The organism is Streptomyces cyaneochromogenes, from assembly GCF_003963535.1.
In the GTDB taxonomy this organism is placed as follows: domain Bacteria; phylum Actinomycetota; class Actinomycetes; order Streptomycetales; family Streptomycetaceae; genus Streptomyces; species Streptomyces shaanxiensis.
The window spans coordinates 1190795-1204439 of the sequence record NZ_CP034539.1; the positions used below are offsets into that span (position 1 = coordinate 1190795).

Here is a 13645-nt window from a genome sequence, read left to right on the forward strand (position 1 = left end):
CTCCCTTACGCCGACTGCGCGTCCGGCAGCTCCACCAGCCACGGCAGTGCGCCGCGGTCGCTGGCGCCGAGGCGGGCGTAGGCGCTGTACAGGTGGTTGCCGACCGTGCGGACGGACAGGGTGAGCTTCTCGGCGATCTGCCGGTTGCTCAGTCCCGCGGCGGCCAGCGTGACGATCTGCCGTTGCCGGGCGGTCAGTTCGCCCAGGACCAGCCCGGACAGCGCCGGGGTGCGGGCGCCCTGGCAGCGACGGGCCAGGGCGACGGCACGCGTGCGTGCGGTGCGGGCGGCGCGCGGGTCGCGGTGGGCCCGCACGGCCTGGGCGTGCGCCTCGGCCGCGAAGAGCAGGAAGCCGCGCTCCTCCAGCTGTTCGGCCACCCGGTCGAGCGCGGCACCGTCCCCCTGGGCGAGCGCGTCGGCGTGCGCGGCGAAGACACCGGTCAGGCGGCCCTCGGCGAGCTCGGGGGTGCCCAGGCGGACGGCGTCGTAGGCGTCGCCGGCGAGCGCCTCGACAGCCGCGTCGCCCTCGCCGGTCGGCGCGCCGAGAGCCCCGTATGCATCGCCGACGTTCGCGGGGGCAGCCCCGTCCGCATCGCTGATGCCGGCCGAGGCCCCCTCGGCATCGCCGCGCACCGTCGTCGGCCGGGTGACCGCCCCACCCCCGTGGGGGCGGCCACCCAGGATCTCCTGCGCGGCCGTCGTGTCACCCGACTGCGCTGTGGCGAGGGCGAGTTCGAGGCGGCAGGACGGATCGGCGCCGCCGTCCCGCAGCGCCTCCCGCGCCCACGCCGCCGCCTCCCGCAGCTCGCCGCGCAGCCGCGCGAACCGGGCGCGTACGGCCGCGTACCCGGCCGGCACCGGTGCGCCCTCCGCCACCAGCCACTCCCCCACGGGCGTCGGCATCTCCCGTACGTCCGCCCGCTCGATGCGGCGGGTCAGCGCGGCGCGCTCGGCGTCGAGGGCGGGGCCGCACTGGTCCGGCGTACGGGACAGCCGCCTCGCCCGCAGCCTGCCGGCCGCGGCCCGCAGCACCGGGCCGTGCAGGGGGTGGGCGAGGCGGACGGCGCCCTCGTCGTCGACGTGGACCAGGGCGCCGGCCTCCAGGCGTTCGAGGGTGTGCAGATCGAGTCGGTCCTGCTCCAGGTCCAGTGGCAACGGCTCGGCGAAGGCTAGGCGTTCGAGGATGTCGCGCTCGCCGGAGCAGGTGCGGTCGAGTACCGGTGCGGTGCGCTCGCGTACCGTCGTGGTGACCGGCAGCCGGCCGCGCCACGCCCACTCGTCCCGGTCCGGGACCCGGGTCAGCAGCCCTCGCCCGCGCACCGCGTCCACCAGGTCGCGCAGCAGCCGGAGGTCCCCCTGGCACAGATGGTGCAGCCGGTTCACGGTGAGCGGCTCCAGGGCCGCGCCCGCGGCTCCGCCCGACAGCAGGTGGGCGGTCTCCTCCCTGGGCAGCGGCTCCAGGGTGAGGCGGGGCAGGAGTTCGCCGGTCCACAGGCGGGAGACGGCACCCGGGACCGGGGCGCCGTCGGTGGTGACGACCAGAAGACGGGTGCGTCCGTGCACGGCCAGCTGGTGGACGAGGGCGGCCGAGGCGTCGTCGAGCAGATGCGCGTCGTCCACGAGCAGCAGCCGTACGCCGGACAGGTGCTGGACGGCGCCGTGCAGGGAGGCGGTCTCGGGTACGAGGTGCGCGAACGCGGCGAAGCGGATCCGGCGCGTCTCGGGGGTGCCGGCCACCCGGGCGCAGTCGGTGCCGCGGACGGCCTCGGTGACGAGCCGGGTCTTGCCGCAGCCCGCCGGTCCGGTGATCACGATGCCGTGCCGGCCGGCGGTCAAGGCACCTCGGACCAGTTCGAGTTCGTCCTCCCGGCCGGTGAACGGCCAGGGCAGTTCCAGGGTCTTCGCGTCACGTTCCCAAGGCATCACGGCATTAGGAGCGCGGTGACTCACCCTTGATACAGGGGTACTTGAGTAGCCCCCGACTCAGGCGCCCGCGGCGGTCCGACGGCACCCTGTTCGCATGACCGCACGCTACTGCTCCCTCGCGCAGCAGCCGGCCCCCGCTTTCGCACCGGGGCTGGCCGCCGAGCGGCTCAGTGCGCTCATCGGCGGACGCCGGATGTGGGTCAACGGCACCGTGCTGCATTACCACTTCTTCGACCGGGAATCCGACGGATCCGTGATCCCCGACCCGGAGACCGGCAGGGCCCGGCATGTGTCGTGGGTCGGCAGCAAGGAGCAGCGGGACGTCGTGCGCGAGTGCTTCCAGGAGTGGCAGGGCCTGGGCATCGGCCTGTCCTTCGTGGAGGTGGCCGACCGGTCGGAGGCCGAACTGCGCATCGGGTTCCAGCTCGGCGACGGCTCCTGGTCCACCGTGGGCAAGGACGCGCTCGGGGTCGGCCTGAACGAACGCACCATGAACTTCGGCTGGGACCTGACCGTGCCCGGGGAACGCGGCACGGCCCTGCACGAGATCGGGCACGCGCTCGGCCTGCTGCACGAGCACCAGAGCCCGTTCGCCGGGATCCACTGGGACGACGAGGCCGTGTACGCCGATCTGGCGGGCCCGCCGAACTTCTGGAGCCGGGACAAGACGTTCTTCAACATCCTGCGCAAGCTGGACCCGAACGAGGTCAACGGCTCCGCGTGGGACCCGCACTCGATCATGGAGTACCCCTTCTCGGCCGGGCTGATCCTGGAGCCGGAGCAGTTCCGCGGGGGCCTCAACCCACCGGGCGTGCTGTCCGAGGCCGACAAGGAGTTCGTCCACCGCTGGTACCCGCCGGTCCGGACGCCGGGGCCGCGGGAGCTGGTGCCGTTCCGTTCGGTGCCGCTGCGGCTCGGGCCGGCCGAGCAGGCCGACTTCGTCGTGGAGCCACCGGAGACCCGCGAGTACACCCTGGGCACCTTCGGCGACAGCGACACCGTCGTCGTGGTCTTCGAGGAGCGGGACGGCGAACCCCGCTACCTCACCGCCCAGGACGACGGCGGCACCCCGCACAACGCCACGGTCAGGGCCCGACTCGTCAAGGGCCGCCGCTACTACGTCCGGGTGCGTCTGTACTCCAGCTGGGGGTCGGGGGAGACAGCGGTCATGTGCTGGTGACGGCACGGATCGGCAGACGCGCACGGACGTCTCAGTCCACTGTCCGGCGCCGGGGGAAGTGAGCGGGACGCCACCTTCGGGGGAGGGTGACGTCCCGCTCACGCCGTTTCCGCGCCCGCCACGCCCTGTCCGGGCCCCCTTGCCTCGCATGCAGGACACACCTAACCTGACTTTGTGCCGCTAATAAACAAATCCCGAACGCACAATGCCGTGCCGGGCAACCGCAGCACCCTGACCCGCCTCCGCATAGCCCTCACCGCCTTCTTCGCCCTCGACGGCTTCCTCTTCGCCGGCTGGGTCGTCCGTATCCCCGCCATCAAGGAACAGACCGGCGCCTCCGCCAGCGCCCTCGGCCTCGCCCTCCTCGGCGTGTCCGCAGGCGCCGTCCTCACCATGACCCTCACCGGTCGGCTGTGCCGTCGCCACGGCACCCACCAGGTCACCGTCGTCTGTGCGGTCCTGCTCTCCCTCAGCGTCTCCCTGCCCCCGCTCACCCACTCCGTGCTCGCCCTCGGCTCGGTACTCGTCGTCTTCGGCGCCGCCTACGGCAGCATCAACGTCGCCTTCAACAGCGCCGCCGTCGACCTGGTCGCCGCCCTGCGCCGGCCCGTGATGCCCAGCTTCCACGCGGCCTTCAGCCTGGGCGGCATGGTCGGCGCGGGGCTCGGCGGGCTGGTCGCGGGGGCCCTCTCCCCGACCCGGCATCTGCTGGGCCTCGCCGTGATCGGGCTGGTGGTGACGGCCGTGGCGGGCCGTACGCTGCTGCGCCACGAACCGCCTACGGCCGCGGGCCCCGTACAGCCCGAGAGCGGCGCCCCGCGCCGCCCGGACACCAGGACCCGCTGGCTGGTGATCGTCTTCGGCCTGATCGCCCTGTGCACTGCCTACGGCGAGGGCGCCATGGCCGACTGGGGCGCCCTCCACCTCGAACAGGACCTGGACGCCTCCCCCGGCGTCGCCGCCGTCGGCTACTCCTGCTTCGCGCTGGCCATGACGATCGGCCGCCTCAGCGGCACGGCCCTCCTCGAACGGCTCGGCCACGGCCGTACCGTCGTCGCGGGCGGCGCCACCGCGGCGGCCGGGATGCTGCTCGGCTCGCTCGCGCCCTCCCTGTGGGCGGCGCTGCTCGGCTTCGCGATCACGGGGCTCGGTCTCGCCAACCTCTTCCCCGTGGCCGTCGAACGCGCGGGCACTCTCGCCGGCCCGAACGGCGTCGCCACCGCCTCCACCCTCGGCTACGGCGGCATGCTCCTCGGACCGCCCGCCATCGGCTTCATGGCCGACTGGTTCTCCCTGCCCGTGGCCCTCACCAGCGTCGCGGTGCTGGCCACGATCGCCACACTGATCGCCCTCGCGACCCGCCGCGTGACGCCGAACTGACCGAAGTGGTCGTGTCACCGCGTCCGGTGTGCACGAGGGTGTCACCCGGCAGGGTCAGCAGCCGGACCGGGCTCGACTCGACGACGGTCGGGAATCGGCGCCGAAGCGGCATGCGGCCGCCGTGAAGGCCTGCTCGGAGGCCGTACGACCGTCCCGTCACCCCCGGCCCGCCCGCGAACAGCGCGAGGACATGCCGTAGGCCGGTTCGGCCCCCTGCACCCGGTCCCGGGTCCGGACGGGCCTGCCGGCCGCCGCCCGCCCCACCCCGGCTGCGCATCATGACCGGATGGCCCGACTCCACGACATCGTCATCGACCGTGCCCGTCCGGCCGCCACGGCCCGTTTCTGGGCCGCCGCCCTCGACGACTACGCCGCCGCCCCCTACGACGACGCCGAGCTCGCCCGGCTGCGCGCGCAGGGTATCGACGCCCCCGAGGACGACCCAACCGTCCCCGTCGAGCCCCGGATCCGCGGGCCTCGCCTGTGGTGTCAGCTCGTTCCGGAGCCCAAGCGCGCGAAGAACCGCCTGCACCTGGACCTGCCCTCCCCCACCCCGGAGACCGAGCCCGACCGCCTCACCGCCCTCGGCGGGACCGTCCTGGCCCGGCACGACGACCACTGGCTCCTGGCCGACCCCGAAGGCAACGAGTACTGCCTGCTCCCCGCCCCGCCCTGAGGGCTGCGCACCGATGGCCCACCCACCTGCCATCAGCGCTCAAGGCCGCCCCTGTGCAGGGCCGCACTCGCCCGGAACCGGATGCGCCCGCAGCGATCGTGCTCTTCCTCGGACGCGTCCGGAGGACAAGAGCAATGGTGGGAGAGCCACACACAACGGAAAGGCACTCCCTTCGACCGCACTCCATCCGGCACACTCGCCCGCATGGAGACCGCTGACTTCGTCCGAACCCTGGACCGCGAAGGACTGCTGCTGGCCGCGGCCGCCGAGGAGGCCGGGGTCGACGCCAAGGTGCCGACTTGCCCGGACTGGCAGGTGCGGGACCTGCTGCGGCACACAGGGGCGGTGCATCGGTGGGCCGCCGCGTTCGTCGCCCAGGCGCACACCTCGCCCCGGCCCTTGAGTGACGGCCCCGACCTCGACGGCCCCGAGCTCGTGGCCTGGTACCGGGACAGCCACCGGCACCTGGTCGACACCCTCGACGGAGCCTCACCCGATGTGGAGTGTTGGACCTTCCACCCCGCGCCCAACCCGTCGCCCCTGGCCTTCTGGGCCCGACGGCAGGCCCATGAGACGACCGTCCACCGCTTCGACGCGGAGTCGGCGCGCGGCGGCACACCGACCGGTATCGCCCCGGAGTTCGCGGTGGACGGGATCGACGAACTGCTGCGCGGCTTCCATGCCCGCCCCAGGAGCAGGGTCCGCACGGAGGAACCGCGCCTGCTGCGAGTGCGGGCCTCGGACGCGGGCGTGGACACCGATGCGGTGTGGACCGTACGGCTGTCGGCGGAGCCGCCCGTGACCACGCGGGAGGAATCGGAGGGGGACGGAGACGCGGACGCCGAACTGGCCGGTCCCGCCGCGCAGTTGTACCTGGCGTTGTGGAACCGGCTGCCGGTGCCCAGCGTGACCGGTGATGCCTCGCTCGCCGCGCTGTGGCGGGAGAAGTCGGCGATCGGCTGACTCCGGTGACGGGCGGTCAGCCGACCGGGCCGCCCGCCAGCATCCGAGTCAACACCGCACGCTGCACCGGCAGCACATCACCGTGCAGCGAGCGCCCCTTCGCCGTGAGCGCCACCTTCACACCCCGCCGGTCCTCCGCGCACATCCCGCGCTCGACCAGCCCGTCCTTCTCCAGCCGGGCGATCAGCCGCGACAGCGCGCTCTGGCTCAGGTGAACGCGCTCGGAGATCTCCTGGACGCGGTAGGAGCAGGCACCGACCGCCAGCACGTCAAGGACCTCGAAGTCGCTGGCGCACAGCCCGTGTTGATGGAGGGCACGGTCGAGTTCGCACTGCGTGCGCGCATGCAGCGCCAGAATGTCCCGCCACTGGTCCACGAGCGCCTGTTCGGCCTTCTTCGCCGCCATGGGCGCACCGTAGCAGAGATCCGCGTTCATTGCATCGGCATTAAATGCATTTGCATTCGATGCATGCGCATGTACTGTCGTCGCATGACCTCTCCGCTCACCCACCCCACGTCCGCGGGTCGTTGGACGCCCCGCCTGTGGGGCACCCTCCTGGTGCTGTGCGCCGCGATGTTCCTGGACGCGCTGGACGTGTCGATGGTCGGTGTCGCCCTGCCGTCCATCGGCGCCGACCTGGGCCTGTCCACCTCGACCCTGCAATGGATCGTCAGCGGCTACATCCTGGGCTACGGCGGCCTGCTCCTCCTCGGCGGACGGACCGCCGACCTGCTGGGCCGCCGCCAGGTGTTCCTGGTGGCCCTCGCCGTCTTCGCGCTCGCCTCCCTGCTCGGCGGGCTCGTCGACTCGGGTCCGCTGCTGATCGCCAGCCGCTTCGTCAAGGGCCTGGCCGCCGCCTTCACCGCGCCCGCCGGCCTGTCCATCATCACCACGACCTTCGCCGAGGGCCCGGTACGCAACCGCGCGCTGGCGATCTACACCACCTGCGGCGCCACCGGCTACTCGATGGGGCTCGTCTTCTCGGGCCTGCTCACCGAGGCCAGTTGGCGCCTGACCATGCTGCTGCCCGCGCCCGTCGCCCTGATCGCGCTGTTCGCGGGGCTGAAGCTGCTGCCGCGCAGCGAGCGGGAGAAGAGCACCGGCGGGTACGACGTCCCGGGCGCCGTCCTCGGCACCGCCTCGATGCTGCTGCTCGTCTTCACGGTCGTCGAGGCGCCGGAGGTGGGCTGGGGCTCCCTGCGCACCATCCTGTCCTTCATCGCGGTCGCCGTCCTGCTGGCCGCCTTCGTCGCCGTCGAGCGACGCAGCCCGAGCCCGCTGATCCGGCTGGGCGTGCTGCGTTCGGGTCCTCAAGTACGGGCTCAGCTGGGCGCGTTGACGTTCGTCGGCAGCTACATCGGCTTCCAGTTCCTGGTCACGCTGTACATGCAGCAACTGCTCGGCTGGTCGGCGCTGCACACCGCGCTGGCCTTCCTGCCGGCGGGCGCGCTCGTGGCGCTGTCGGCGACGAAGGTCGGGGCGATCATCGACCGGTTCGGTACGGCCCGGCTGATCGCGATCGGCTTCGCCCTGATGGTCGCCGGCTACATCCTGTTCCTGCGCATCGACCTCGACCCGGTCTACGCGGCGGTGATCCTGCCCACCATGCTGCTGGTCGGCTCGGCCTTCGCGCTCACCTTCCCCTCGCTCAACGTCCAGGCCACGAACGGCGTCGACGAGCACGAGCAGGGCATGGTCTCCGGGCTGCTCAACACCTCGGTCCAGGTCGGCGGCGCGCTGTTCCTGGCCGTTGTGACGGCGGTCCTGACGGCGAACGCGCCCGAGGAGCCGGGGGCGTCCCCGCAGGCCGTCCTCGACAGCTACCTGCCCGCCCTGGTGGTGATCACGGTGATCGCGGTCGCGGGCCTGCTGATCTCCCTCACCGGACTGCGCACCCGTCGTACACAGCAGACCGTCGTGGTCGCCAAGTCCACATCCCAGGAGGCGGAACGCGTCACGGTACGCGACTAGGGGGCCGCCTCCGACACCGTGCGCCCGGCGGAGCCTGCTTGCTCCGCCGGGCGCACGCCTGTGAAACTCCGCGTGTGACCACGTATGGGGGGCGGCGCAGTCAGGCCGAGCGGGACGTGATCACGGTGGAGATCGGATACGCCCTGTGCAGTGCGGCGTTCGCGGCGGCCGTGTTGTTCGGGGCCGTCGCGGGACCGGCGTTCGCCTTCGACCTGTCGGCCGGGGCGCGCGGCACGCTCGTCGCGGCCGGGGCGACCGCGGCCGCCGTGCTCTTCGTCGCCCGCGTCGTCAGCGTGCTGGTCCGCTTCGGGCAGTCACGCGCCGCCCGGGACGGGGCTGCTCAGCCCAGCCAGCCCGGCCGTACCAGCCCCGACTCATAGGCCAGGACGACGAGTTGGGCCCGGTCGCGGGCGCCGAGCTTCACCATCGTGCGGCTGACGTGGGTCTTCGCGGTGAGGGGGCTGACCACCAGGCGGCGGGCGATCTCCTCGTTGGACAGGCCGATGCCGACCAGCGCCATCACCTCCCGCTCGCGCTCGGTGAGTTCGGTGAGCGCACCGGCGGCCGCGGGCTCCTTGGAGCGGGCGGCGAACTCGGCGATCAGGCGTCGCGTCACCCCCGGCGAGAGCAGGGCGTCCCCCTCCACGACCGCCCGTACGGCGCGCAGGAGTTCCTCGGGCTCGGTGTCCTTGACCAGGAAGCCGGAGGCGCCCGAGCGGATGGCCTCGAAGACGTACTCGTCGAGCTCGAAGGTGGTCAGCATGACCACCTTGACGCCGTTCAGGGCACCGTCCTCGGTGATCCGGCGGGTCGCGGCCAGGCCGTCCAGGACCGGCATGCGGATGTCCATCAGGACGACGTCGGGCCGCAGTTCGCGCACCTTGCGCAAGGCCTCCTCGCCGTCGGACGCCTCCCCCGCCACCTCGATGTCCGGCTGCGCGTCGAGCAGCGCACGGAAGCCGGCCCGCACCAGTGACTGGTCGTCGGCGAGCAGTACCCGGATCACCGGTCCTCCTTGGTCTCGGCAGAAGCCTTCAACGGCAGTACGGCGAGCACCCGGAACCCGCCGTCGGCACGCGGGCCCGCCTCGATCGTGCCACCCAGCGCGGCCGCCCGCTCCCGCATTCCGGCGAGTCCGTTGCCGCTGCCGCCCGCGTCGGCGCCGGTCGCCGGACCGTCGTCGTCGATACGCAACCGTAGCGTCGCTCCGTCGTCCTGATCGAGGTGCACGCGCGCGTGACGCGATCCCGAGTGGCGTACGACGTTGGTGAGGGCCTCCTGGACGATCCGGAACGCGGCGAGGTCGGTGCCGGGCGGGAGGCGGGGCGGCTCGCCCTCAACCTCGACGGTGAGGCCCGCGCCGGCCGCCTGCTCCACCAGTTCGGGCAGCCGGTCCAGGCCGGGTGCCGGGGCGCGCGGCGCGTCGCCGGGGGTGCGCAGCGTGTCGAGGACCTGGCGGACCTCGCCGAGCGCCTCCTTGCTCTGGGCCTTGATGGTGGTGAGCGCCGTGCGCGCCTGCTCGGGGTCGGTGTCGAGGAGCGCGAGGCCGACGCCCGCCTGCACATTGATCACGCTGATGCTGTGCGCGAGGACGTCGTGCAGCTCGCGGGCGATCCGCAGCCGCTCCTCGTCGGCCCGTCGCCGCGCCGCCTGCGCCCGCTCGGCCCGCTCCCGCGCCCACTGCTCGCGCCGGGTCTTGGCCAGCTCCGACACCGCCAGAACGGCCGCGACCCAGGCGGCGATCACGCCCTCCTGCCCCCAGGGGGCGGCCGAGTCGCCGGACGGCGGCAGCCACTCGTACAGCCAGTGGGCCACCAGCGCGTGCCCGGCCCAGAACACCCCGATCGCCGCCCAGGCGGCCCTGCGATGTCCCATGACGATCGCGTTGAAGCAGGCCACGGCGACGGCCACGAAGACCGGCCCGTAGGGATACCCGGCGCCCAGGTACACAGTGGCGGCCACCGCCGTGCCGAACACGACGGCCACCGGATACCGCTTGCGCCACAGCAGCAGTCCCGCCGCCACGAACAGCAGCACGCGCGCGAAGGGGTCGAGGGCCTCCCGGTCGTCCAGTTGCCCCCGAGCCGCGAAGTTCGAGCCGGCCAGCACGAAGACGGTGATCAGGACGGTGGAGCGCCAGGGCAGGCGAGGAGCGCGCTCCTCGCCGTCCTCCCGGTTCCACCACGGCGGCCCGTGCCGCCACCACATCGGCGGACCGCCGCCCCGGCGTCCCTGCTGCTCGTCCATGTCCGCCACGCTAGACGCGACGGCGGCCGGGCGGCGTCACCCGCGCGTGGTGATCACACGTACTCCCGGCGAAGTACGTCCGCGGCCTCGGCCTCCCTGATCCGCAATCGCCGCAGCCGCCGTGGCATCCACCAGTTGGCCCGCCCGGCGAGCCGCATCGTCACCGGCAACAGGACGACCCGGACGAGGGTGGCGTCGACGAGGATCGTCAGGGCCGTGCCGACGCCGAGTTCCTTGAGGAAGACGACGCCCGACGTGGCGTACGAGAGGAAGGAGAGGGCCAGGATCCCGGCCGCTGCGGTGATCAGGGGCGCACTGCGCCGGATGCCCTCGCCGACCGCCCGCTCGGTGTCCCCCGTGCGCTCGTGCTCCTCCTTGATGCGGGCCGGCAGGAAGACCTCGTAGTCCATGGACAGCCCGTACGCCACGCAGAACATCGGCACCGGGATGCTCGGCTCGATCGAGCCCGTCGGCGTGAAGCCGAGCAGCCCGGCCAGATGTGCGAGCGCCTCGTCGAGCTGCTGATGCTCGCCCTGTGCCGCACCGGCCGCCCGTCGGACGCGCTCACCGCGTACGAGGCGGCTCGGCGCAGGCCGGCCGAGGCCCTGGGCGCGGAACCCGGGGCCCGCACTGCGCTCACTGCACGCACGGATCCTGCGCCAGGACCCGGAACTGCTGCCGTCGCCGCCGGTACCCGTGGTCTGACGATCCGCGCCGGCCTACCGTCGCCCCTCCACCGGGCCGTCCACCAGGCCCACCCCTTGCGCGAGCCGGGCCACCGCGTGCCGGAAGAACGTCTCCCTGTCCTCCACGACCCGGTTGAACTGCCCGAACAGCTCGAAACCGACGAGCCCGAAGAGCTCGCCCCAGGCGGCGATGAGCGCCGCGACCGCCGCCGGAGGGAGGTCGGGGGCCAGGTCGGCGGCCATGCGCTCGGCCTCGGGCCGCAGGTCGGCGGGCAGCGGCGGGGGTTCGGTGAGGGCGGAGCCGTGATGGGCGTCGCGGACGATGCCGATGAAGACGAGTCCGACGCGGGAGGCGGGCGGGACGGTGGTGGCGGGGGCGGTGTAGCCGGGCACGGGCGAGCCGTAGATCAGCGCGTACTCGTGCGGATGCCGCAGGGCCCAGTCGCGTACGGCCTGCGCGACCGCCGTCCAGCGCTGTACGGGGCCGTCGGCCGCGGCCTTCTCGCGCGCCGCTTCGGCACTCTCCCCGATGGCGTTGTAGGCGTCGATGATGAGAGCGGTCAGCAGGTCGTCGCGGCTGGGGAAGTACCGGTAGAGCGCGGAGGAGACCATGCCGAGTTCGCGGGCCACGGCGCGCAGCGACAGCTTGGCGGCGCCCTCGGCCGCGAGCTGTCTGCGCGCCTCGTCCTTGATGGCGGCGGTGACTTCCATCCGGGCGCGGGCGCGGGCGCCCTGTGCGGTGCTGCTGCTCATGACAGGCAGTCTCCCACGAACAGCGGAGCAGTGCACCAATTCGAGAGCACTGCTCTTGCTTTGGATCAGCGATCTCGTGCACACTGCTCTCAAGCGAGAGCACCGCTCTCTCAATCGGGAACTCCGGGGAGTCACCATGTCGTCGCCGTACTACCTCAAGGGCAGCCCGCTCAACGTCCGCCTCAACAGCGTCATCGGCTGGCTGGCCCGGCACGGTCTGAGTCTCGCGGGCACGGCGGAGATGTCCGTGCGCGGACGCAAGAGCGGCAGGATGCAGCGCATTCCGGTCAACCCGCACACCTACGAGGGCACGCAGTACCTCGTCTCGGCACGCGGCCACTCCCAGTGGGTGCGCAACATGCGTGCCGCCGCCGGCGGGGAGCTGCGGGTCGGACGCAGGGTCCGTGAGTTCACCGCGGTGGAGCTTCCCGACGCGGAGAAGCTCCCGATCCTGCGGACCTACCTGGAGAAGTGGGGCTGGGAGGTCAACCAGTACTTCAACGGGGTCACCGCGAAGTCCTCCGACGAGGAGATCGTCGCGGCCGCCCCGGATCACCCCGTCTTCCGGATCACCGTCAAGAAGTGACCCGGGTGGCGCTCAGGAGGTGGCCTCGTCGCCCGCCACCACCGGACGGCGGTCCAGCGCGGTCAGGGCGCGGTGGGCCATCGGGTGGGTACGGACGATGTCGGCCAGCGACGTGGAGCCCCGGGTGATGTCCATGAACGCCTTCCAGGCCGGCCGGAAACCGGTCAGGGTGGCGTGGAAGAGGCCGGGCCGGCGCTCGAACACCGTCAGCAGCCGCTTGCCGACGCTCATCTCGACGCCGAGGCCCGCCTTGACCGCGAAGGCGTAGTTCAGGGCCTGGCGCCGGGTGTCCACCGCGTCGTGCGCCTCGGCGATGCGCACCGCCCACTCCCCCGCGAGGCGCCCCGACCTGAGCGCGAACGAGATCCCCTCGCGCGTCCACGGCTCCAGCAGGCCCGCGGCGTCACCGCACACCAGCACGCGCCCGCGCGAGAGCGGCGAGTCATCGGCGCGGCAGCGCGTCAAGTGGCCGGAGGAGATGCTCGGTTCGAACCCGGCGAGCCCGAGCCGCCCGATGAACTCCTCCAAGTACCGCTTGGTGGCGGCGCCTTCACCGCGCGCCGAGATCACCCCGACGGTGAGGGTGTCCCCCTTGGGGAACACCCAGCCGTAACTGCCGGGAATCGGCCCCCAGTCGATGAGCACCCGACCCTTCCAGTCCTCGGCGACCGTCTCCGGCACCGGGATCTCCGCCTCCAGGCCGAGATCCACCTGGTCGAGCTTCACCCCGACGTGTGCCCCTATGCGGCTGGCGCTGCCGTCCGCGCCCACGACCGCCCGCGCGAGCAGCGTCTCGCCGCCCTGCAGGACGACGGCGACGCTGCGCCGGTCCGGCACCGCCGAGCCGTGCTGCTCGACGCGCTGCACGGTGACGCCCGTACGCAGCTCGGCGCCCGCCTTCTGTGCGTGCTCGACGAGCTGCTGGTCGAACTCGGGCCGGTTGATCAGCCCGAACAGCATCTGCTTGGAGCGGCGGGTCCTGCTGAAGCGGCCGTTGTTCGAGAACGTGACCGCGTGCACCCGGTCCCGGAAGGGCAGCTCGAAACCGGGCGGCAGGGAATCGCGCGAGGGGCCGATGATGCCGCCGCCGCACGTCTTGTAGCGCGGCAGCTCCGCCTTCTCCAGCACCAGCACGCGCCGCCCGGCGACCGCCGCCGCATAGGCGGCCGAGGCTCCCGCGGGTCCCGCGCCCACCACGACGACGTCCCACACCCGCTGCACGTCGTCCGCCGAAGAGTTCTCGCTGCTCACGATGGTCTACTGCTCCTGATCAAGCC

General features: G+C 72.8%; 14 protein-coding genes and 2 pseudogenes. 8 read left to right on the plus strand and 8 right to left on the minus strand.

Annotation, left to right across the window (positions count from 1 at the left end; all coding sequences use genetic code 11):
- Positions 1-5: 5 nt before the first annotated feature.
- Positions 6-1922, minus strand: coding sequence for a LuxR family transcriptional regulator AbsR2 (locus EJ357_RS05085; RefSeq protein WP_126389031.1), 1917 nt, complete (start codon positions 1920-1922; stop codon positions 6-8).
- Between the two features lie 97 nt (positions 1923-2019).
- Between EJ357_RS05085 and absR1 the strand changes: the two genes are divergently transcribed.
- A complete protein-coding gene (gene absR1, locus EJ357_RS05090) occupies positions 2020-3105 on the plus strand; it encodes a beta-glucuronidase AbsR1 (protein WP_126389033.1) in 1086 nt (361 codons plus the stop codon).
- Positions 3106-3315: 210 nt separating this feature from the next.
- The gene (locus tag EJ357_RS05095; protein WP_126389035.1) at positions 3316-4485 is read left to right on the plus strand and encodes an MFS transporter; all 1170 of its coding nucleotides are present in this window, start codon (positions 3316-3318) and stop codon (positions 4483-4485) included.
- On the opposite strand, the pseudogene EJ357_RS50690 reads toward EJ357_RS05095, so the two are convergent.
- Positions 4412-4666: pseudogene (locus tag EJ357_RS50690) on the minus strand (hypothetical protein); the annotation flags it as partial. The gene EJ357_RS05095 and the pseudogene EJ357_RS50690 sit on opposite strands and share 74 nt — an antisense overlap.
- A gap of 105 nt (positions 4667-4771) precedes the next feature.
- Here EJ357_RS50690 and EJ357_RS05105 point away from each other — a divergent pair.
- Together EJ357_RS05105 and EJ357_RS05110 are read left to right on the plus strand one after the other, a co-directional pair.
- Positions 4772-5161 (plus strand): VOC family protein, encoded by a 390-nt coding sequence (locus tag EJ357_RS05105; RefSeq protein ID WP_126389037.1) that lies wholly within the window; start codon positions 4772-4774, stop codon positions 5159-5161.
- A gap of 204 nt (positions 5162-5365) precedes the next feature.
- On the plus strand, positions 5366-6124 hold the full coding sequence (locus EJ357_RS05110; RefSeq protein WP_126389039.1) for a maleylpyruvate isomerase family mycothiol-dependent enzyme: 759 nt from the start codon (positions 5366-5368) through the stop codon (positions 6122-6124).
- 16 nt (positions 6125-6140) lie between these two features.
- Here the strand turns inward: EJ357_RS05110 and EJ357_RS05115 are convergent, their stop codons facing one another.
- On the minus strand, positions 6141-6530 hold the full coding sequence (locus tag EJ357_RS05115) for a MarR family winged helix-turn-helix transcriptional regulator (protein ID WP_126389041.1): 390 nt from the start codon (positions 6528-6530) through the stop codon (positions 6141-6143).
- 84 nt (positions 6531-6614) lie between these two features.
- Here EJ357_RS05115 and EJ357_RS05120 point away from each other — a divergent pair, with 84 nt between their 5' ends.
- Complete coding sequence (locus tag EJ357_RS05120; RefSeq protein WP_126389043.1) at positions 6615-8096, plus strand: MFS transporter; 1482 nt, start codon at positions 6615-6617, stop codon at positions 8094-8096.
- A gap of 74 nt (positions 8097-8170) precedes the next feature.
- Positions 8171-8476 carry a DUF6332 family protein gene (locus tag EJ357_RS05125; protein ID WP_126389045.1) on the plus strand — a complete coding sequence of 102 codons (306 nt, stop codon included), beginning with the start codon at positions 8171-8173 and terminating at the stop codon, positions 8474-8476.
- Here the strand turns inward: EJ357_RS05125 and EJ357_RS05130 are convergent.
- From EJ357_RS05130 to EJ357_RS05140, 3 genes are read right to left on the minus strand one after another with little or no spacing between them, the layout of a single operon-like run.
- A complete protein-coding gene (locus EJ357_RS05130) occupies positions 8437-9102 on the minus strand; it encodes a response regulator transcription factor (protein WP_126389047.1) in 666 nt (221 codons plus the stop codon). The two genes, EJ357_RS05125 and EJ357_RS05130, sit on opposite strands and share 40 nt — an antisense overlap.
- Complete coding sequence (locus EJ357_RS05135; protein WP_126389049.1) at positions 9099-10343, minus strand: sensor histidine kinase; 1245 nt, start codon at positions 10341-10343, stop codon at positions 9099-9101. Before EJ357_RS05135 ends, EJ357_RS05130 begins: the two co-directional genes overlap by 4 nt.
- Before the next feature lie 53 nt (positions 10344-10396).
- The gene (locus EJ357_RS05140; RefSeq protein WP_323377839.1) at positions 10397-10771 is read right to left on the minus strand and encodes an MMPL family transporter; all 375 of its coding nucleotides are present in this window, start codon (positions 10769-10771) and stop codon (positions 10397-10399) included.
- A 96-nt stretch (positions 10772-10867) separates the two neighbouring features.
- On the opposite strand from EJ357_RS05140, the pseudogene EJ357_RS50160 reads away from it, so the two are divergent.
- Positions 10868-10918 (plus strand): annotated as a pseudogene (locus EJ357_RS50160) (hypothetical protein); the annotation flags it as partial.
- A gap of 144 nt (positions 10919-11062) precedes the next feature.
- On the opposite strand, the gene EJ357_RS05150 reads toward EJ357_RS50160, so the two are convergent.
- Entirely contained in the window at positions 11063-11782 is a 720-nt protein-coding gene (locus tag EJ357_RS05150; protein ID WP_126389051.1) for a TetR/AcrR family transcriptional regulator, read from the minus strand.
- Positions 11783-11918: 136 nt separating this feature from the next.
- Here EJ357_RS05150 and EJ357_RS05155 point away from each other — a divergent pair, with 136 nt between their 5' ends.
- Positions 11919-12368, plus strand: coding sequence for a nitroreductase/quinone reductase family protein (locus EJ357_RS05155; protein ID WP_126389053.1), 450 nt, complete (start codon positions 11919-11921; stop codon positions 12366-12368).
- A gap of 12 nt (positions 12369-12380) precedes the next feature.
- Here EJ357_RS05155 and EJ357_RS05160 read toward each other — a convergent pair whose 3' ends face one another.
- A complete protein-coding gene (locus EJ357_RS05160) occupies positions 12381-13619 on the minus strand; it encodes a geranylgeranyl reductase family protein (RefSeq protein WP_126389055.1) in 1239 nt (412 codons plus the stop codon).
- Between the last annotated feature and the right edge of the window lie 26 nt (positions 13620-13645).

Excerpts from the sequence above, each read along its gene's own strand:
- EJ357_RS05085 (WP_126389031.1), bottom strand. The coding sequence starts at position 1,922 with ATGCCTTGGGAACGTGACGCGAAGACCCTGGAACTGCCCTGGCCGTTC.
- absR1 (WP_126389033.1), top strand. The coding sequence starts at position 2,020 with ATGACCGCACGCTACTGCTCCCTCGCGCAGCAGCCGGCCCCCGCTTTC.
- EJ357_RS05105 (WP_126389037.1), top strand. The coding sequence starts at position 4,772 with ATGGCCCGACTCCACGACATCGTCATCGACCGTGCCCGTCCGGCCGCC.
- EJ357_RS05110 (WP_126389039.1), top strand. The coding sequence starts at position 5,366 with ATGGAGACCGCTGACTTCGTCCGAACCCTGGACCGCGAAGGACTGCTG.
- EJ357_RS05115 (WP_126389041.1), bottom strand. The coding sequence starts at position 6,530 with ATGGCGGCGAAGAAGGCCGAACAGGCGCTCGTGGACCAGTGGCGGGAC.
- EJ357_RS05120 (WP_126389043.1), top strand. The coding sequence starts at position 6,615 with ATGACCTCTCCGCTCACCCACCCCACGTCCGCGGGTCGTTGGACGCCC.
- EJ357_RS05135 (WP_126389049.1), bottom strand. The coding sequence starts at position 10,343 with ATGGACGAGCAGCAGGGACGCCGGGGCGGCGGTCCGCCGATGTGGTGG.
- EJ357_RS05150 (WP_126389051.1), bottom strand. The coding sequence starts at position 11,782 with ATGAGCAGCAGCACCGCACAGGGCGCCCGCGCCCGCGCCCGGATGGAA.
- EJ357_RS05155 (WP_126389053.1), top strand. The coding sequence starts at position 11,919 with ATGTCGTCGCCGTACTACCTCAAGGGCAGCCCGCTCAACGTCCGCCTC.